General features: G+C 63.1%; 17 protein-coding genes. 7 read left to right on the forward strand and 10 right to left on the reverse strand.

Going from position 1 to position 17,237, the window contains the following annotated elements; all coding sequences use genetic code 11:
• Positions 1 to 27: 27 nt before the first annotated feature.
• The 6 genes from ACI2I1_RS07170 to hisG all read right to left on the reverse strand — a co-directional run bounded on the left by ACI2I1_RS07170 (position 28) and on the right by hisG (position 6,569).
• Positions 28 to 918, reverse strand: coding sequence for an acyl-CoA thioesterase II (locus ACI2I1_RS07170; protein ID WP_221542017.1), 891 nt, complete (start codon positions 916 to 918; stop codon positions 28 to 30).
• A gap of 101 nt (positions 919 to 1,019) precedes the next feature.
• On the reverse strand, positions 1,020 to 3,173 hold the full coding sequence (locus ACI2I1_RS07175; protein WP_404678556.1) for a sodium-translocating pyrophosphatase: 2,154 nt from the start codon (positions 3,171 to 3,173) through the stop codon (positions 1,020 to 1,022).
• Between the two features lie 144 nt (positions 3,174 to 3,317).
• Positions 3,318 to 4,181: a thiamine-phosphate kinase gene (gene thiL, locus ACI2I1_RS07180; RefSeq protein ID WP_404679150.1), complete on the reverse strand. Its 864-nt coding sequence runs from the start codon at positions 4,179 to 4,181 to the stop codon at positions 3,318 to 3,320.
• Positions 4,178 to 4,630, reverse strand: a complete 453-nt coding sequence (nusB, locus tag ACI2I1_RS07185; RefSeq protein WP_404678557.1) for a transcription antitermination factor NusB — start codon at positions 4,628 to 4,630, stop codon at positions 4,178 to 4,180. Before nusB ends, thiL begins: the two co-directional genes overlap by 4 nt.
• Entirely contained in the window at positions 4,627 to 5,916 is a 1,290-nt protein-coding gene (gene hisD, locus ACI2I1_RS07190; RefSeq protein ID WP_404678558.1) for a histidinol dehydrogenase, read from the reverse strand. Before hisD ends, nusB begins: the two co-directional genes overlap by 4 nt.
• On the reverse strand, positions 5,916 to 6,569 hold the full coding sequence (gene hisG, locus ACI2I1_RS07195) for an ATP phosphoribosyltransferase (RefSeq protein ID WP_221542013.1): 654 nt from the start codon (positions 6,567 to 6,569) through the stop codon (positions 5,916 to 5,918). The genes hisD and hisG overlap by 1 nt, the downstream gene beginning before the upstream one ends.
• Before the next feature lie 44 nt (positions 6,570 to 6,613).
• On the opposite strand from hisG, the gene ACI2I1_RS07200 reads away from it, so the two are divergent.
• Positions 6,614 to 7,678: a DUF2332 domain-containing protein gene (locus ACI2I1_RS07200; protein ID WP_404678559.1), complete on the forward strand. Its 1,065-nt coding sequence runs from the start codon at positions 6,614 to 6,616 to the stop codon at positions 7,676 to 7,678.
• 43 nt (positions 7,679 to 7,721) lie between these two features.
• Here ACI2I1_RS07200 and ACI2I1_RS07205 read toward each other — a convergent pair whose 3' ends face one another.
• Genes ACI2I1_RS07205 through ACI2I1_RS07215 form a run of 3 tightly spaced genes read right to left on the reverse strand, consistent with a single transcriptional unit; the run spans position 7,722 to position 9,609 of the window.
• Positions 7,722 to 8,612, reverse strand: coding sequence for a pirin family protein (locus tag ACI2I1_RS07205; protein ID WP_404678560.1), 891 nt, complete (start codon positions 8,610 to 8,612; stop codon positions 7,722 to 7,724).
• Positions 8,609 to 9,340, reverse strand: coding sequence for a glutathione S-transferase (locus ACI2I1_RS07210; RefSeq protein WP_404678561.1), 732 nt, complete (start codon positions 9,338 to 9,340; stop codon positions 8,609 to 8,611). Before ACI2I1_RS07210 ends, ACI2I1_RS07205 begins: the two co-directional genes overlap by 4 nt.
• The gene (locus ACI2I1_RS07215; protein WP_404678562.1) at positions 9,337 to 9,609 is read right to left on the reverse strand and encodes a BolA family protein; all 273 of its coding nucleotides are present in this window, start codon (positions 9,607 to 9,609) and stop codon (positions 9,337 to 9,339) included. Before ACI2I1_RS07215 ends, ACI2I1_RS07210 begins: the two co-directional genes overlap by 4 nt.
• Before the next feature lie 79 nt (positions 9,610 to 9,688).
• On the opposite strand from ACI2I1_RS07215, the gene ACI2I1_RS07220 reads away from it, so the two are divergent.
• The 4 genes from ACI2I1_RS07220 (at position 9,689) to ACI2I1_RS07235 (ending at position 13,027) form a co-directional block, all read left to right on the forward strand.
• Entirely contained in the window at positions 9,689 to 10,279 is a 591-nt protein-coding gene (locus tag ACI2I1_RS07220) for a J domain-containing protein (RefSeq protein WP_404678563.1), read from the forward strand.
• Between the two features lie 83 nt (positions 10,280 to 10,362).
• Positions 10,363 to 11,514: a diguanylate cyclase gene (locus tag ACI2I1_RS07225; protein WP_404678564.1), complete on the forward strand. Its 1,152-nt coding sequence runs from the start codon at positions 10,363 to 10,365 to the stop codon at positions 11,512 to 11,514.
• A gap of 77 nt (positions 11,515 to 11,591) precedes the next feature.
• Positions 11,592 to 12,674 (forward strand): PAS domain-containing protein, encoded by a 1,083-nt coding sequence (locus ACI2I1_RS07230; protein ID WP_404678565.1) that lies wholly within the window; start codon positions 11,592 to 11,594, stop codon positions 12,672 to 12,674.
• Positions 12,671 to 13,027, forward strand: a complete 357-nt coding sequence (locus ACI2I1_RS07235; RefSeq protein ID WP_404678566.1) for a response regulator — start codon at positions 12,671 to 12,673, stop codon at positions 13,025 to 13,027. The genes ACI2I1_RS07230 and ACI2I1_RS07235 overlap by 4 nt, the downstream gene beginning before the upstream one ends.
• A gap of 59 nt (positions 13,028 to 13,086) precedes the next feature.
• On the opposite strand, the gene ACI2I1_RS07240 is transcribed toward ACI2I1_RS07235, so the two are convergent.
• A complete protein-coding gene (locus ACI2I1_RS07240) occupies positions 13,087 to 13,932 on the reverse strand; it encodes an oxygenase MpaB family protein (protein WP_404678567.1) in 846 nt (281 codons plus the stop codon).
• A 53-nt stretch (positions 13,933 to 13,985) separates the two neighbouring features.
• Here ACI2I1_RS07240 and ACI2I1_RS07245 point away from each other — a divergent pair, with 53 nt between their 5' ends.
• On the forward strand, positions 13,986 to 14,978 hold the full coding sequence (locus ACI2I1_RS07245; RefSeq protein WP_221542004.1) for an AAA family ATPase: 993 nt from the start codon (positions 13,986 to 13,988) through the stop codon (positions 14,976 to 14,978).
• A 50-nt stretch (positions 14,979 to 15,028) separates the two neighbouring features.
• Positions 15,029 to 17,233, forward strand: a complete 2,205-nt coding sequence (locus ACI2I1_RS07250; RefSeq protein ID WP_404678568.1) for a transglycosylase domain-containing protein — start codon at positions 15,029 to 15,031, stop codon at positions 17,231 to 17,233.
• Positions 17,234 to 17,237 lie beyond the last annotated feature (4 nt).

Genomic DNA, 17,237 nt, shown 5'->3' on the forward strand with positions numbered 1-17,237 from the left:
GACGCATTTGGAAACCGGCGCGACTGATCAGTTGCGCCGGTTTTTTCGTATCACGCCTTCCTGCGCCACGCTGGCCACGAGTTGGCCTTCGCGATTGAAAATACGCCCGCGATTGAAGCCGCGTCCGCCGCCGGACCAGGGGCTGTGCGTCGCATAAAGAAGCCATTCGTCCGCCCGCGCCGGACGATGAAACCACACGGCATGGTCGAGGCTGGCGCCTGTAAGCTCGTTGCGGGCCCAGCTAAGTCCGTGGGGAAGAGCCGCCGTTCCCAGCAGCGTATAGTCGCTCGCATATGCGATCACGGCGCGGTGCAGCGATCGATCGTCCGGCAAGGGAGCAGCGGCGCGAAACCAGCTGTAGGCACGGGGAGGCTTCTTTCCCGGAGTCATCCAGTGCAATTCACCACTCGTGCGCATCTCGATCGGGTTCGGGCGGCTCATCCAGCGGCGCTGGGCCTCTGAAAGATCGCTCTGGCTGGCGAGGAATTTGTCCCGCATTTCCCGGTCGGTAGGAAGATCTTCGGGTGGTGCCACATCGGGCATCGGGCTGTCTTCGTGCTCCAGCCCTTCTTCTGGACGCTGGAAACTGGCCGTCAGGTTCAGGATCGGCGAGCCGTCCTGGCTGGCCACGACGCGCCTGTTGGCAAAGCTGCGTCCGTCGAAATCGGCAGCGACCGAATAGTCGATGTCGGTGCCTTCGCGCCCACCGCGCAGGAAATAGGCATGGAGCGAGTGGGCTTCCATGCCCTCCGGTGCCTGCGCCTGAGCGGATTGGAGAGCCTGGGCAACCACCTGGCCGCCGAATACTCTTCCCACGCCGCCAGGCTGCTGGCTGCCGGTAAAGGTTTGGGTGCCCGCCGGTTCGACGGTCAAAAGGCGGACAAGGCCGGCAACGAGCTCTTCTGGAGTTTTTGTCATATTCACGCTGCGCGATGTGCTTGCCGTTTACGCAAGGGTCAAGAAAAAGGCGGCGCGATTACCGATCGCACCGCCCGTTTCCGCTAAAACTCGCCGTGTCTTCAGCCAGCTGCGAGAGCAGCCAGCAGCAGCAAAGCGACGATATTCGTGATCTTGATCATCGGGTTGACGGCCGGACCGGCCGTGTCCTTGTAAGGATCACCCACCGTATCTCCGGTTACGGCTGCCTTGTGCGCTTCGGATCCTTTGCCGCCGTGATTGCCGTCTTCGATATATTTCTTCGCATTGTCCCATGCGCCGCCGCCCGCGGTCATGGAAAGCGCGACGAAGATGCCGCCGACGATCACCCCGAGCAGCAATGCCCCGAGAGCCGCGAAGCCGTTTTCCTGACCCGCGATGAGCGTGATGAGGAAATAAACCACGATCGGCGCCAGCACTGGCAGCATCGAGGGGACGATCATCTCCTTGATGGCGGCCTTGGTCACGAGGTCCACCGTGCGGGCATAATCCGGCTTGCTGGTCCCGGCCATGATCTCGGCATCGCCCGCGAACTGTTCACGCACGTCCTTCACCACGTCGCCCGCGGCGCGGCCGACGGCGGTCATTCCCATTGCTCCGAAGAGGTAGGGAAGCAGCGCGCCGAGCAGCAGACCGACGATCACATAAGGGTTCTCGAGGCTGAAATCGACGTCGGCATTGGGAAAGAACTCGGCCAGATCGGTGGTATAGGCCGCGAAGAGCACCAGTGCGGCAAGCCCCGCCGATCCGATGGCATAGCCCTTGGTCACTGCCTTGGTGGTGTTGCCCACCGCGTCGAGCAGGTCGGTCTTTACGCGAACGCTATCGTCGAGACCGGCCATTTCGGCGATGCCGCCCGCATTATCCGTTACGGGGCCATAGGCATCGAGCGCCACGACCATGCCCGCCAGCGCGAGCATGGCGGTGGCCGCATAGGCAATGCCCATCAGTCCGGCGAGCTGATAAGTAACGATGATGCCGGCCACGATCAGGATGGTCGGCAGTGCGGTCGATTCCAGACTGATGGCGAGGCCCTGGATCACATTGGTGCCGTGGCCCGTTTCCGAAGCCTTGGCGATCGAGCGGACCGGGCGATAATTGGTGCCGGTGTAATATTCGGTGATCCAGATGATCAGGCCGGTGATGGCCAGACCCACGATGGAGCAGTAGAACAGCGCCCAGCCAGTGAACGACTTCACCTGTTCCGACACGCCTTCTTCCGATACAGGCGCACCCGGGTCGATATTGACCGGCGCGCCGCCGATGACCGTGTCCAGACCGCCCAGCGCGACATGGATCGCCACGCCGATCAGCGGAATCGACAGGATGGCGGTGATGACGAAGCCCTTGTACATCGCGCCCATGACATTTGTGCCGCCTTTCGACAGCTTGACGAAATAGGTGCCGATAATGCTGGTCAGGATGCACGCCCCGCCGATCAGCAGCGGGAGCGCCATCATCGGCAGCAACAAATCGCCCAGACCCTTCAGCAACAGCGCAGTGAGAACCATGGTCGCACCCACGGTGACGACGTAGGTTTCGAACAGGTCCGCTGCCATGCCGGCGCAGTCGCCGACGTTATCGCCCACATTGTCGGCGATGACCGCAGGATTGCGCGGATCGTCTTCGGGAATGCCCGCTTCCACCTTGCCGACGAGATCGGCGCCGACGTCGGCAGCCTTGGTAAAGATACCGCCGCCCAGACGCGCGAAGATGGAGATCAGCGAAGCACCGAAGGCCAGGCCTACGAGACCGTCGATCACCTCGCGGCTGTTGGCGGCATGTCCGGCAGGGCCGACGAGATACCAGAAGAAGACAGCGATCGCGAGGAGCGCGAGCCCGGCCACCAGCAGGCCGGTGATGGCACCTGCGCGGAAGGCGAGGGTAAGTCCCTGCTGCAATCCACTTTGCGCGGCTGCCGCGGTGCGGACGTTGGACCGTACGGAGATGTTCATCCCGATGAAACCGGCAACGCCCGACAGGATCGCCCCGATGACGAAACCGATTGCGGGAATTATACCGAGAAAGAGAAACACCAGCACTGCGACAACCACGCCGACGATGGCGATGGTCGTGTACTGACGCTTGAGATAGGCCTGCGCGCCTTCCTGGATTGCTGCGGCGATCTCCTGCATCCGTTCATTGCCTGCCCCTGCGGCAAGTACCTGGCGACTGGTGACGAAACCGTACACGATGGCCAGTAAGCCCAACACGATGGATATGAGTACTAGATCCACGAAACTCTCCCCTCCTGCTTATATGTTTCGCTTCCAGTGGGAGACACCGGCGTAGCGTGGCAGGAAGGTATAGGCGGCATGGAATTGCTGGCAAGGGCCTTGCCGCGCAGCGATCCTAAAGCGCCGATCAGATCCAGAGCAATGTCAGTGCGTGTAACCCAGAGAGCCGGACGGCGGGACGCCGTCGAGAAGGACCGGATCGGCGGATTGATCACGCACTTCGCCGATTGCGGTTACCGCGTACTCGCTCGCCAACCCTTCGGGCCCGGTGCACAGCAGCACATAATCGTCGCCCCATCTCGTCGCGTCGTCGAGGCGCCCCTCCGGCGCCAGCGGAGCGATCCTGGCCTGATCGAGCGCCAAGGTCACCTTGCTGGCGGCGGCAATTCGGGATGCGTCGAGCAACAGGCCATCCGAAACGTCCATCATCGCCGACACGTGCGGAGCAAGGGCCTGTCCAAGTTCCAGCTGCGGGACCGGACGGCGATAGGCGCGGTCATCGCCATCCGTGTCATCTCGCATCGCTTCGTAACCCAACAGGGCCATTCCGATCCGGCCACCCAGATAGACGACATCACCCGGTGTGGCGCCGGACCGCGACGGGACCGGTGTGTGTGTTGCGCGCCCGATCGCGGTGCACCCCCAGACGCGCCTGCCCTCCGCCCTGACGGTATCTCCGCCAAGCAGCGGGACATCGAACGCGTTCAGAATTTCATCGAGGCCAGCCACGAAACGATGGTCGTCCATTCCCAGCATGTGGGAAATCAGGACGCCCACTGGCTCGGCGCCCTTGGCGGCCAGATCGGAGAGGTTCACTGCGACAAGCTTCCAAGCAATGTCCGCGGGGTCCTGTCCTTCGAGGATGTGCACTCCATCCACTAGGGTATCGTGCGTCAGGACAAGGGATTCGCCTCCGAACCAGAGCACCGCAGCATCGTCTTCCAGCCCGCGCGCGGCCCGATGGCTGGCAAGCGCGCGGAGAGAAGAGATGAATTCGGCTTCGTTCAGCGTCCTATTTCCTTGGCTACCGCATCGAGAATACCATTGACGAACTTGGCTTCGCGATCGTCGAAGAAGGCTTTGGCGACGTCGACGTATTCGCTGATGGCTGCCGCCTTGGGCACATCGTTGCGCGCAAGCAATTCGTAGGTTCCCGCGCGCAGGATTTGCAGCATCGTCTTGTCGAGGCGGGCCAGCGTCCAGCCGGATGCGAGGCGCGTGATCAGGAGGTCGTCGATTTCATCCCGGCGGGCATCGACGCCTTTCACCACATCGTCGAAGAAGGCGACATCGGCCTCGGCGTATTCCTCGTCCTCAATCACCTTTCCCAAACGGTGCTGGTGGAATTCATCGAGCAGACGGGCGGTCTTGGTGCCTTCCATCTGCTGCTGATAAAGGGCCTGTACGGCACCGAGGCGGGCGGCACTGCGCGACTGGCTGCGGGGATTCTGGCTCACGAAAGCCTCCTAGAAATGGATAGGGCGTGCGCGGGGAGGCCTTCTGCCTCGGCCAGGCGCACGGCGGCAGGGCCGATGGCTTTCAAGGCAGCTTCGGACGCGCCGATGAAGCTGGTGCGCTTCATGAAGTCGAGCACGGAGAGACCGCTGGCGAAACGCGCGCGGCGACCGGTGGGAAGGACGTGGTTCGGCCCGGCGATATAGTCGCCTACGGCTTCGGGAGTCATCCGGCCGAGGAACACGCTGCCCGCATGGCGCAACTGTTTGAAGATCGCCTCGGGATCTGCAGTGGCGATCTCGACATGCTCGGCGGCGAGGCGGTCCGACAGCGCCGGGGCTTCGTCGAGACTGTCCACGAGCACGACCAGCCCGTGGTCATCCCAGCTTTGCCTCGCGGTCTTCGCTGTCGGCAGCTTGAGAAATTCCAGATCGATCTGGTCCATGACCCGGTTCGCCAGGCCACGGTCGTCGGTGATCAGGATGGACTGGCTGGTCGGGTCATGCTCGGCCTGGCTGAGCAGATCGGCAGCCAGCCATTCGGGATCGTTGTCCTTGTCGGCGATCACCAGGATTTCGCTTGGTCCGGCAACCATGTCGATACCGACCACGCCGTAAAGCTGGCGTTTGGCTTCTGCCACCCAGGCATTGCCCGGGCCGACCACGACGTCGACGCGCGCGATCCGTTCGGTCCCGTAGGCCATGGCAGCGACGGCCTGCGCGCCGCCGACGCGGTAGATCTCGTCGACGCCCGCAATGTGCGCAGCGGCGAGGACGAGGTCGTTCATCTCGCCTTTGGGGGTGGGGGTCGTGACCACCAGACGCTCGGCGCCCGCGACCTTCGCCGGGATGGCGTTCATCAGCAGCGAGGAGGGATAGGATGCGCGACCACCCGGCACGTAAAGTCCGGCTGCCTCCACCGCACCCCAGCGCGCGCCGAGACGCATGCCGATATCGTCGGTATAGTCGCGGTCTTCGGGCAACTGGCCTTCGTGATAGGCGCGGATGCGGGCGGCGGCTGTTTCCAGCGCCTCGCGCAAGTCCGGCTCCAGCCCGTCATAGGCGGCGCGGCAGGCCTCTTTCGAAATCGACCAGTCCGCATCGCTTGACAGATTGTGCTGGTCGAACCGGCGCGTGTATTCCACCAGTGCCCCGTCGCCGCGCTCGCGCACTTCGTTCAGAATGGCGGAGACGTCGCGCCCGACCTGTGCATCGCTTTCGCGGCGGTCGCGGACGATTTTGGCGAACTTGGTTTCGAAGTCCGCATCACTCGTGCGAAGAAGCTGCATCAGGCGGCGCTCCTCTGTTCGCTATCGGCGCGGAAAGCTTCGACCAGGGCGGAAACCCGCGGATCGGTCTTGAGCGCGGCACGGTTGACGATCAGCCGCGCGGTGATGTCCATGATATGGCCGGTTTCGACCAGCCCGTTTTCCTTCAGCGTCTGCCCGCTTGAGACGAGGTCGACGATCCGGCCCGCGAGGCCCAGTTCTGGGGCAATTTCCATCGCGCCGTTCAGCTTCACGCATTCGGCCTGGATACCCTGGCGCTCGAAATGGCGGCGGGTGAGGTTCGGGTACTTGGTGGCCACGCGCAGATGGCTCGCGCCGTTGGTCGCGCTGGCGCCTTTCGGTTCGGCCACGGCGAGGTGGCAGTGGCCGATGTCGAGATCGACCGGAGCGTATAGCTCGGCATAGTCGAATTCCTCGATTACGTCTGAACCGACAATGCCCAATTGCGCCGCGCCATGCGCCACGAAAGTCGCCACGTCGAAGGCGCGCACGCGGATCAGGCGCATGTCGTCTCGGGTGGTCGCGAAGGTCAGTGAACGGTTCGCCTTGTCGTGAAAGGCATCTTCCGGCACGACGCCCGCGCGTGCCATCACGGGCAGCGCCTCATCGAGGATGCGCCCCTTGGGAATGGCGAAGGTAAGACTGTCTGTCATTGCGTGGCGGCAGATAGGGATATGGAGCCGAAAGGGCAACGAATATGGCAGACGGCGCAGTGATGGATACCGTTTCGGTGGCGGAAGCGATCGAATGGCAGGCGAACCACGCGCAAAAAGCAGGCGCTCCCGGCACGGCGCAGGTCGTGCGCGCACTGCTGGCGCTGGAAGACAGCGCGGCGGCGACAGCGCGGCGGATCTTCGCATGGCAGGGGCTGTCCCTGCGCGATGCCATGCCGCTGCGCATCGCTGCGGGCCTGCACAATTTGTTGCTGACCGGCGAGGAGCCGCGGCTGGAAGATGTCTACGCCGGGCGGATGCCTGCGCAGGAGCAGGTCGATGCGCTGGTCCGCGAAATCGTAGAAACACATGATTTCCAGCTCATGCCCTGGCTCGATGGGCCGCCTCAGACGAACGAGGCCGGGCGCTCATCCAGTTTTGCCGCGGCGCTGCTCTGGCTGGCCGCCGGGCGAACCACTGCGCAGTTCGAATGGCTCGAAATCGGAGCGAGCGCGGGTATCAACACCATGCTGGGCCGCTATCATTATGATCTAGGCGGGGTCACCACCGGTCCGGGCGCGAGCCGGATGCGGATTGCACCGGAATGGCGCGGCGCGCCTCCGCCGGCGACAGAGATCGGATTGGTCGACGCACGCGGCAGCGATATCGCCCCGGTCGATCTAACCGACGAGGGACAGGCGCTGCGCCTCAAGAGCTACGTCTGGCCTGAAGCGACGGAGCGCATGGCGAGGATCGACGCCGCCATCGCTTTGGCTAGACGGATGCCGCCGGAAATCGAGCGGATGGATGCCGGCGAGTGGGTGGAAAAGGAGCTCGCCAAGCCGCAGGACGCAGGCGTCACCCGCGTTCTCGCGCACTCGATCATGTGGCAATATCTGCCCGATCTGACTCAGGACCGGATCGAAGAAACGCTGGCGACGGCGGGCGAACGAGCGACGAAGGACAAGCCGCTGGCGCTTATCTCGCTCGAGACCAATCGCGAGACTTTCGCGCATGAATTGAAGGTCCGCTACTGGCCCGGCGGCGAAGAGGCGGTCCACCTCGCCAATGCCCACCCGCATGGCGCGTGGGTCGAATGGCTAGCCTGAGCATTCCGCCTCCGGCCAGCCTGCAACTCACCCATGCCGACGTTCAGGGATAGGTGACGGTCTTGGGCGCGCCGTCGGGCAGCGGGATGCGCTCGTCATTGTCCTGCGGAACTTCGGGGAAGCGGCCATTGCGCCAGTCCTCTTTCGCCTGCTGGATACGCTCGCGGCTGGAGCTGACGAAGTTCCACCAAGCATGGCGCTCGGTCTGGAAAGCCTCGCCGCCCAGCAGCACGACCCGCGCTCCGCTCTTGCTCTCCAGCGTCATGTCGCGGCCTGGCTGAAGCACCGCGAGTTCATAAAGCTTGAGCGCGTGCCCATCGACATTCGCCTCGCCGCCCACCAGCATCACCGCGCGTTCGTCGGCATCGTCTTCCAGCGGGATCGCGCCGCCTGCGCCCAGCACGATTTCGGCATAGATCGTATCGGCATAAGTGGTGACGGGCGCCCGCTCGCCCCATAATTCGCCCATGATGACGATGGCCTTTGCCCGACCATCCTCGATCACCGGCAGGTCCGACACGGCTTCGAACGCCGGGTCGATTTCTTCCTTGCCATCGGGCAGGGCGAGCCAGGTTTGCATGCCATAGAGCTTGGGCCCGGCCTCACGTTCTTCTTGCGGCGAGCGTTCGGAATGCACGATCCCCTTGCCCGCCGTCATCAGATTGACCTGCCCCGGCCTGATGGTCGAGAAACTCCCCAGGCTGTCGCGGTGGTCGATGGCGCCTTCGAACAGCCATGTGACGGTGGCAAGATTGATATGCGGATGCGGGCGCACATCCATGCCGGCGCCGAGATCGAGCTGCGCCGGGCCGAACTGGTCGACGAAAATGAAGGGCCCCACCATGCTGCGCTGCTTGGAAGGCAGCACGCGCCGCACCTGAAATTGGCCCAGATCGTGGGTGGTCGGCGTCAGCGTCAGTTCGAATTGGCTCATTTCCCGTCCAGTTCCTCATAATGACGGAAGATGCCGTCCTCGTTGAAGGCAAGGCGTTTATCGCTGGCTAGATACGCTGCCACACCATCGATCCGCGCCACCGCATCGCGCACTGCGACCAGGTGCGGATAATCGCTCTCGACCGATTTCATGCGGTTGGGGAAGGCATAGCGCAATCCTTCGATCAGTTGGAAGAGCGAGGTGTCTACATGGCTCCATCGCTCGCCCGCCATGAAGGGTCCGTCGATCTTGCCACAGGCCGCTTCGAAGTGATCGAAATATTTCGGGATGCGCTCTTCGCGGAATGATTTTGCAGCCTGCGCGGCGGCGTCTTTCTGGTCGTCGTAATAGAGCGATCCGGCGACCGGATGATGCGTGTCATGCACTTCGGCGACGATATCGGTGATCGTCAGCTGCATCTGGATCAGGTGCAGGTCTATGCCGCGGTCGCCAGTGCCGAGATCATAACGGTCGGTCAGCCAGAAGAGGATATGCGCGACCTGCGCGATGGCGAAGTCGCTTTCCCGATCGACGAGATAGGGCGGGGCATAGGGTGCAAATTCCGAGGATTTCTCCCGCGCTTCCATGTCTTCGACCAGCGCCTGTGCATCGCTGTCCCGCGCGCGGTCGCGCCATGCAATACCGGCAGCGGCCATGAACACGCGAACGAATTCGCCGCGGCCCTGGATCGAGGGCCAGTACCACAAATCATAGGGTGCATCCGTCATGGCGTCGGCGCCGATGCCTGGATTGCGAGCGCATGCACACGGTCGCCCGGAATGTCGCCCAGCGCCCGGTTCACGGCGCGTTGGCGTTCGACCCGGCTCATGTCGGCAAAGGCAGGCGCTTCGATCACCACGGTAAAGTGCGATTCTCCGCTGTCATCATCTCCGGCATGGCCGTGATGTTTCGCGCTGTCGTTGACGATTTCCAGCCTGGTCGGGCTGAATTCCTCGGTCAAAAGGCGTTCCATTTCCTGCTGGACCGTTTCGGCCATCGGCTGAATTCTCCTGTTCAAAGCCTTGCTTCGTATCGAAGGGTTTGCATCCGGCAAATCCTTCACCATTCTAGAACGAATGCGCCAGTCAAAGTTTCACGGAAGATATGAACATACCGGCCGGATATGCGATCACCCGGCCTGCAACGAGCCGGGAGAATTCCGCGCACCGGGCAGCGGCCACCGTTTCGACGGGCCCGGCCAATGGCGCTGGATGTGCCTTGATCATGTGCGCGAATTCAATGCCGGCTACGACTGGTTCGAAGGCATGAGCGCGGAGGAAATCCTCGTTGCTCAGGGTCCGGTAAGCGGCTGGCGCACCGAAAGCCCCAGCTTCCGGCCCACTGCGGGCGTCGACGGCATGCCGCGCTGGGCCGATTACACCGATCCCCTCGATGCGATCTCGGCGCGGGCCAGCGGGATCAAGAGCCGCGCCCGGCGCGAGGCGGAAATCGCCATGGACGGAAGGTTCAGCCGCGAAGAGGCCGAGGCGCTCGAAGTGATGGGGCTGGGAACCGATACGGACAAGAGCAGGCTGAGGCGGCGATATACGGAGCTCGTCCGGCGCTATCATCCCGACCGCAACGGCGGCGATCGCCAGTACGAATCCCGCCTCAACCGGGTTGTCGAGGCTTATCAAACGCTTCGCAAGGCCAGTGCCATCGGGTAAACCGGAGGTGCCCGCGAAGTTACCTCCGGGTTTCCCTTTTCACGCTTGCACAAGACGCCGCTTTTGGCTTGGGTATGCCCGGCATGACCGGGGCGTATATTCTCAGCATCAATATGTTCGTTGCGGCCCTGTTTGCCGTCGCCTTCTCCGTCGTGGCTTCTACCAATCCGACAGTGCGCGGGGCGCGGTGGCTGGCTGCGGGTTACGGTATCGGAGTGCTGGACGTTGCTCTGGAGTTCAGCCTCCCATGGCTGGTCCACCCGGATCTTGCCGTCTTCAGCATCTACGTCGCCTATCTTGCGGCGCTGTCCTGCGGCGTAATCGGCGTGGCGACGCATTATGGGGCTAGTCCGCCCACCCGCGCAATCCTGGCCATCTGGATTTTGGCCGCCGGGCTCATCCCGGCAATGATAGGCCTGCCATATGGATCGGGGCCGCGGTCGTTGCTGTATCAGACACCATACGTGTGTCTGCAGCTTCTGATGACATGGGTGGTTCTGCGATCCAGCCGCCAGATGGCGCTGGACAAGCTGCTCGCAACAGTGAGTTTCCTGGTCGCCGGGACCTATCTAGTGAAGGTTGCCGTCGCCTGGCGGATCGGCATTGCAAGCGGGCCGCAAGGCTATCTGTCGTCGGACTATGCGGCAATTTCACAGACACTCGGGGCCGTGTTCCTGATCGCGCTGGCGCTGGTCCTGCTGCTGGTGATCATGCGCGACACGACGCTGGAAATGGTCGTGCGGTCCGAAACCGATCCGCTGTCCGGCCTGCTCAATCGTCGCGGGTTCACAAGGCATGCGGAAAGGCTGGTAAGAAAGGCGAAGCGCACCGGCCTGCCGCTGTCTCTCGTGACGATCGATCTCGACCGGTTCAAGGCCATCAATGACGGTTTCGGCCATGCCGCAGGCGACATGGTGATCGCGGATTTTGCCGGCCTGCTGGCGCAGTCGGTCGATGGCAGCGATCTCGTCGCCAGAATGGGCGGGGAAGAATTCGCCATCCTGCTCCCCGGTCGCGGCGCGGAAGAGGGCGGCCGGATCGCGGAAGATATCCGATTGGCCATCTTGCAGGAATTGCCCCGGCGCGATGGATTGCCCGACACTGTGACGGCATCCTTCGGCGTGGCCGAACTGGCCAATATGGACCAGCTTTCGGATCTCAGTCGTAAATCGGATGCCGCATTGTACAAGGCGAAAACGATGGGGCGCGACAGGGTTTCGATCGCATTGCAATGAGCAGGGTCGGGGCAGACTGCCGCTGTAAGGGAACTAGCCTACCCTTGCGTCATTTGGGTCGTGGAGGAAAACCGTAAATGTCAGACGATACCAGCCGATCGGGACTTAAGTCCTCAAATCAGGCTCACCGACCGATTTATCCATCCGACGCGCAGCGGGATGCCTTCGATGGCTCGTCCGGGCTGTTGTTCGAACAGGCCATGGGGCAGACGCGCATGGCGGTTTGCCTTACCGATCCTCGTCTCGAAGACGATCCTATCGTGTTCTGCAACGAAGCTTTCCAGCAGCTCACCGGCTACCGCGAAGTGGAAATCCTCGGGCGCAATTGCCGGTTTCTTCAGGGGCCCGATACCGATCAGGCGCAGGTCGCCAAAATCCGCGAAGCCATTCGCGATGAACGCGTCGTCGTCGTCGAATTGCTGAATTACCGCAAGGACGGCTCAAGCTTCTGGAACACCCTTCATCTCGGCCCGATCTACGATGAAGAAGGCAATCTGCGGTATTTCTTCGGCAGCCAGTGGGATGTCACCGACATACACCAGTCCCGTGCCGAGGAACGGCATGCGAAGGCGATGGCGAGAGAGGTCTCGCACCGGCTCAAGAACGTTTTCGCCGTAGTGGGCGGCATCGTGAACATAACCGGCCGGTCGATGGATTCCCGGGATGTTGCGAAAAAGATCAACGAGCGCATTCAGGCGCTTGGCCGCTCCTACGAACCGACCCTGGACGAAGCCTCGCTCGGCACCATTCATGTGGGGCAAGCGATCCGGTCCGTTCTGGCACCCTACGATCCCGAAGGCGACCGGTTCATTTTCGAAGGGAATGGCGTGCGGACCGAACCCAATGCGATTTCCGCAATCGGGCTGACGCTTCACGAGCTCGCCACGAATGCGACCAAATATGGCGCGCTGTCCAATCGCGAGGGCACCATCACCGTCCATTGGCAGCACATCAAGGACAAGATGGACAATTCCGCGCTGGAAGTGACCTGGATCGAACAGGGCGGACCGCGGATCGAGCGGGAGCCGGACATGGACGGCACCGGGTTCAATATCTCCAAGACCCTCCTCAATCATGCGCGCGGCGTGCTCGAAACTGAGTGGCCTCCCGAAGGACTGCAGGCGCGCATTCTGGTACCTCTCACAAGAAGATCGCTATGAGCCTCACCTACCTGGTTCTCGAAGACGAACCGCTGATTGCCATGGACCTCGAATTTGCAATCGAGGACATCGGGCATCAGGCCGTCATCGCGGTGAACAATGCCGAAGCGCGCCAGGCGGTGGCGGATCACACCATTGCAGGCGCCATTCTCGACGTCAGTCTGGGTGATGGCGAAACCTGCGAACCGACCGCGAAATTGCTCAGCGAGGAGAACATTCCCTTCGTCCTCCATACCGGCGATCTTGACCGTGTGGGCGAACACCTTCGGGCGCTAAACGCCCCGGTCCTGCCCAAACCGCAGGCTGCGGACGATGTGATCGAAAAGCTCGTCGGGATGGCGGAAAAGGCCTAATTGTCCGCGCGGCGGCGATCGGCAGCCAGCGATTATCCGGTAACAATTACCCGGCCTCGTCAGCTCTGGCGGAAGGCCCACCGCAGGGTCTTGGCCGTGCCCCAGGTCATCGCCCGGGCCGACAGGGCCCCCAGCGCGGGGCGCTTGAGACCCAGCATCGACCGGGCAAAGGGCGGCAGCAGCGCCACGCTTTCGCTGACGATCGCTTTCTGCAGCGCGGGCGGGGCGCCTTCGGGCTTTATCGACACCACGAATTGCGCGACCTCGCGCGCCTGCGGGCTGGTGCGCAGATCCTCCCGCAGCTCGCGGAAAATCGCTTCCGCTTCCCTGCGGTTGGTGGGAATGGGATCGGCACCCAGCGCCTCGGCAACAGCTGCGAACTGGCGGTAATATTCGTCCTGCTCGCGGCCTGGCATGTCGGGGCGGGTCACGCGCATGTAGCCCGCAAGGAAACTGGTCGCCTCCGCCACATGGACCCAGGCCAGCGTGCGCGGATCGATGGCGGAATAGGGCGAACCGTCGGGCAGGGTGCCTTTCACGTGTCTGTGAATGCGATTGACCCGCTCGATCGACTGCATGGCAACCTCGCGGTCGCCGAAAGTCGTGTCGGTGATGAAATGGGCGGTGCGCGCCAGCCGGCCGTGCATATCGCTGCGGAAATTCGAATAATCGAGCACACCCTGCAGCGCATGCGGGTGCAGCATCTGCAGGAACAGCCCGCGAATCCCACCCACCATCATGCCCACGATATCGGCGTGGACCATGCGGATCGGGCTGTCCTTTTCGAACAGGGCATCCTCCGACACCGGGCGCGGCTGGGCCTTGGCATCGCCTTCGTTGAAGGTGGCGCGCACGGTGCCGACTATGCGCTGGCGTAGAAATTCGAGGGGATCGGGCCGGTTCACAATCCCAATATAGGCTTGGCGTTGCCGAGATAAATGCCTAGGTCGCTTGAGCGATGAACGATATGACCGACAAGAGCTTCGAACCTTCCGAAAAGACCGTCCTGCCCGCGCCCGACATCGAGGTCGATGTGCGCGAGACTTTCGGGATCGATATCGACTGGAAGGTGCCCGCCTTTTCCAAACCCGATCCGCGCACGCCGGACCTCGACGACGCCTATGTCTTCGATGCCGACACCACGCTCGCCATCCTGGCCGGTTTCGCGCATGATCGCCGGGTGATGGTCCAGGGCTATCACGGCACGGGCAAGTCGACCCATATCGAACAGGTTGCCGCGCGCCTCAACTGGCCGTGCATCCGCATCAACCTCGATGCCCACATCAGCCGGATCGACCTCGTCGGCCGCGATGCCATCGTGCTGCGCGACGGCTTGCAGGTCACCGAATTTCGCGAAGGACTGCTGCCCTGGGCGCTCCAGCACCCGGTCGCATTGGTGTTCGACGAATATGACGCGGGCCGCCCCGACGTTATGTTCGTGATCCAGCGCGTGCTCGAACAGCAGGGCAAGCTGACCCTGCTCGACCAGAACCGCGTGATTCGTCCCGATGCCAATTTCCGCCTTTTCGCCACAGCCAACACGGTCGGGCTCGGCGATACGAGCGGGCTCTATCACGGCACGCAGGCGATCAACCAGGGCCAGATGGATCGCTGGAACATCGTCACCGCGCTGAACTATCTGCCGGCCGAGACCGAGCAGAAGATCACCGAGGCGAAGAACCCCGATACCGATCCCAAGATCCTGGCCGACATGATCAAGGTGGCTGATCTTTCGCGCCAAGGCTTCATCAATGGCGATATCAGCACGGTGATGAGCCCGCGGACCGTCATCACCTGGGCGCAGAACTATGCCATCTTCAAGGACGTGGGCTTCGCCTTCCGCCTCTCCTTCCTCAACAAATGCGACGAGGAAGAGCGGATGCTGGTGGCCGAATATTACCAGCGCGTCTTCGGTGACGATCTGCCCGAAAGCGTCGTTGGGAAGAGTTAATCCTGCTGCCACTATGCATAACTGTGTTATTAATATAGCACAGTGAAGCCATGGCCTTGTTTGATTCCATCTTCCGCAAAGAGCGTACCGAGCCGGAGCCGCCCGCGCATCGGGGCTATTACGCGCTCAGCGACGACTGGGACGATGACGATGCGTGGGACGACCGGCTCGACGATCTCGACCACGCCGCCGCCGCCGAGGAACGCCGGCGGCTCAAATGGTGGCAGCGCGATCATTGGCTCGGCCGCCGCAAGCGCTGGTGGATCGTCCGCATCCTGGCCGCGCTGGTCGCCCTGTTCATGGTGCTGGTGGCCTGGCTGGCGATCACCGCGCCGCTCAACAAATCGCTCGAACCGATTGCCGCGCCGCAGATCACCCTGCTGGCATCCGACGGCACGCCCATCGCCCGCAACGGGGCCATCGTGGATGAGCCGGTGGATATCGACACGCTGCCGCCGCATGTGGTCGAAGCCTTCCTCGCGATCGAGGATCGGCGGTTCTACGATCACTGGGGCGTCGATCCGCGCGGGATTGCCCGTGCGGCCTTCACCGGCACGGGCGGCGGCTCCACCATTACCCAGCAGCTGGCGAAATTCACCTTCCTGACGCCCGAACGCAGCCTGTCGCGCAAGGCGCGCGAGGCGCTGATCGCCTTCTGGCTCGAAGCGCGGCTGACCAAGGACGAGATTCTCGAACGCTATCTGTCCAACGCCTATTTCGGCGATAATGTGTACGGCCTGCGCGCAGCCAGCCTCCACTATTTCTACCGCAAGCCGGAAAACCTGCTGCCCAATCAGGCGGCCATGCTGGCGGGCCTGTTGCAGGCGCCCAGTGCCTATGCGCCCACCCGCCATTATGACCGCGCGGAAAAGCGCATGCAGCTGGTGGTCCAGTCCATGGTTGCGGCAGGTTACATCACCGAAGCGGAAGCCAGGGCCATGCGCCCGCCAGCGCTCGACGTGCGGCTGAAAAGCGATCTGCCCACCGGCACTTATTTCGCCGACTGGGCGCTGCCCGAGGCGCGCAAGCTGTCGGAAACCGGCTATTCGCGCCAGGCGCTGACCACCACGCTCGATGCGCGATTGCAGAACATCGCGCGCCGCGTCACCAGCCGCGCGCCGCTGGGCAATGCGCAGGTGGCGCTGGTGGCGATGCGCACCAATGGCGAAGTCGTCGCCATGATCGGCGGCAAGGATTACGAAAAATCGCCCTTCAACCGCGCCACGCAGGCCAAGCGCCAGCCGGGATCGACGTTCAAGCTGTTCGTCTATCTCGCCGCGCTGCGCGATGGCTGGGACCCTGATGATACGATCAGCAACCGCCGGATCGAACAGGGCGGCTATCGCCCGGAAAATTCGGGCGGGCGCTATTCCGAAAGCCTGACGCTGCAGCAGGCCTTCGCGCAATCGAGCAACGTCGCCGCCGTGCGCCTGTTCGGCGAAGTGGGCAGCGCCAAGGTGATCGAGACCGCGCGCGACCTAGGCGTCACATCGCCGCTGGCCAAGGGCGATCCCAGCATGGCGCTGGGCACCTCCACCATGAGCCTGCTCGAACTAACCGCGGCCTATGCAGGGGTGGCAGGCAATGCCTTCCCGGTCGAACCGCGCGCCTTTGCCGTGCCCGAACGCGGCTGGCTCGAACGCATGGTCGATGGCCCCTCCAGCCTGTCGGGCTCGACCGCGCGCAAGATGGAGCAATTGCTGGGCGGCGTGATCGACGGCGGCACCGGGCGCAGCGCGAAGCTGTCCATGCCCGCTTTCGGCAAGACCGGCACCACCCAGAACAACCGCGATGCCTTGTTCGTGGGCTATGCCGGGGATCTGGTGGTCGGCGTGTGGATCGGCAACGATGACAACACCCCGCTCAAGGGCGTGTCGGGCGGCGGAATGCCCGCGCGCATCTGGCGCGATTTCATGAGCCAGGCCTTAGGCACCAGCGCTGCCCCCAGCCGCCCAGCACCGACCGACCTGCCCGATCCGGGCGGCCCGGTCGAACCGCTCGACGTGCCCGATCTTGGCGATATCCCCATCGGCGACGGCAATTCGCGCGTCCGCATCAGCAATGGCGAAGCCGTTTTCTCGACCGAGATCGACGGCGTGCCGGTGGATATCCGCGTGGGCGAAAACGGCATCGGGGTCGATGAACAGGCGATCGAGGAAGCCCGCCGCGCCGCCGAACAGCGGCGCGAGCAGGCCGAACAACGCTATGAAGATGTCCGGCGCGAATTCGACCGCGAGCTTACCGAGGGCAATTAGCCCC

The sequence above is a fragment of the Qipengyuania sp. NPDC077563 genome, from assembly GCF_044901345.1.
GTDB lineage: Bacteria > Pseudomonadota > Alphaproteobacteria > Sphingomonadales > Sphingomonadaceae > Qipengyuania > Qipengyuania aestuarii.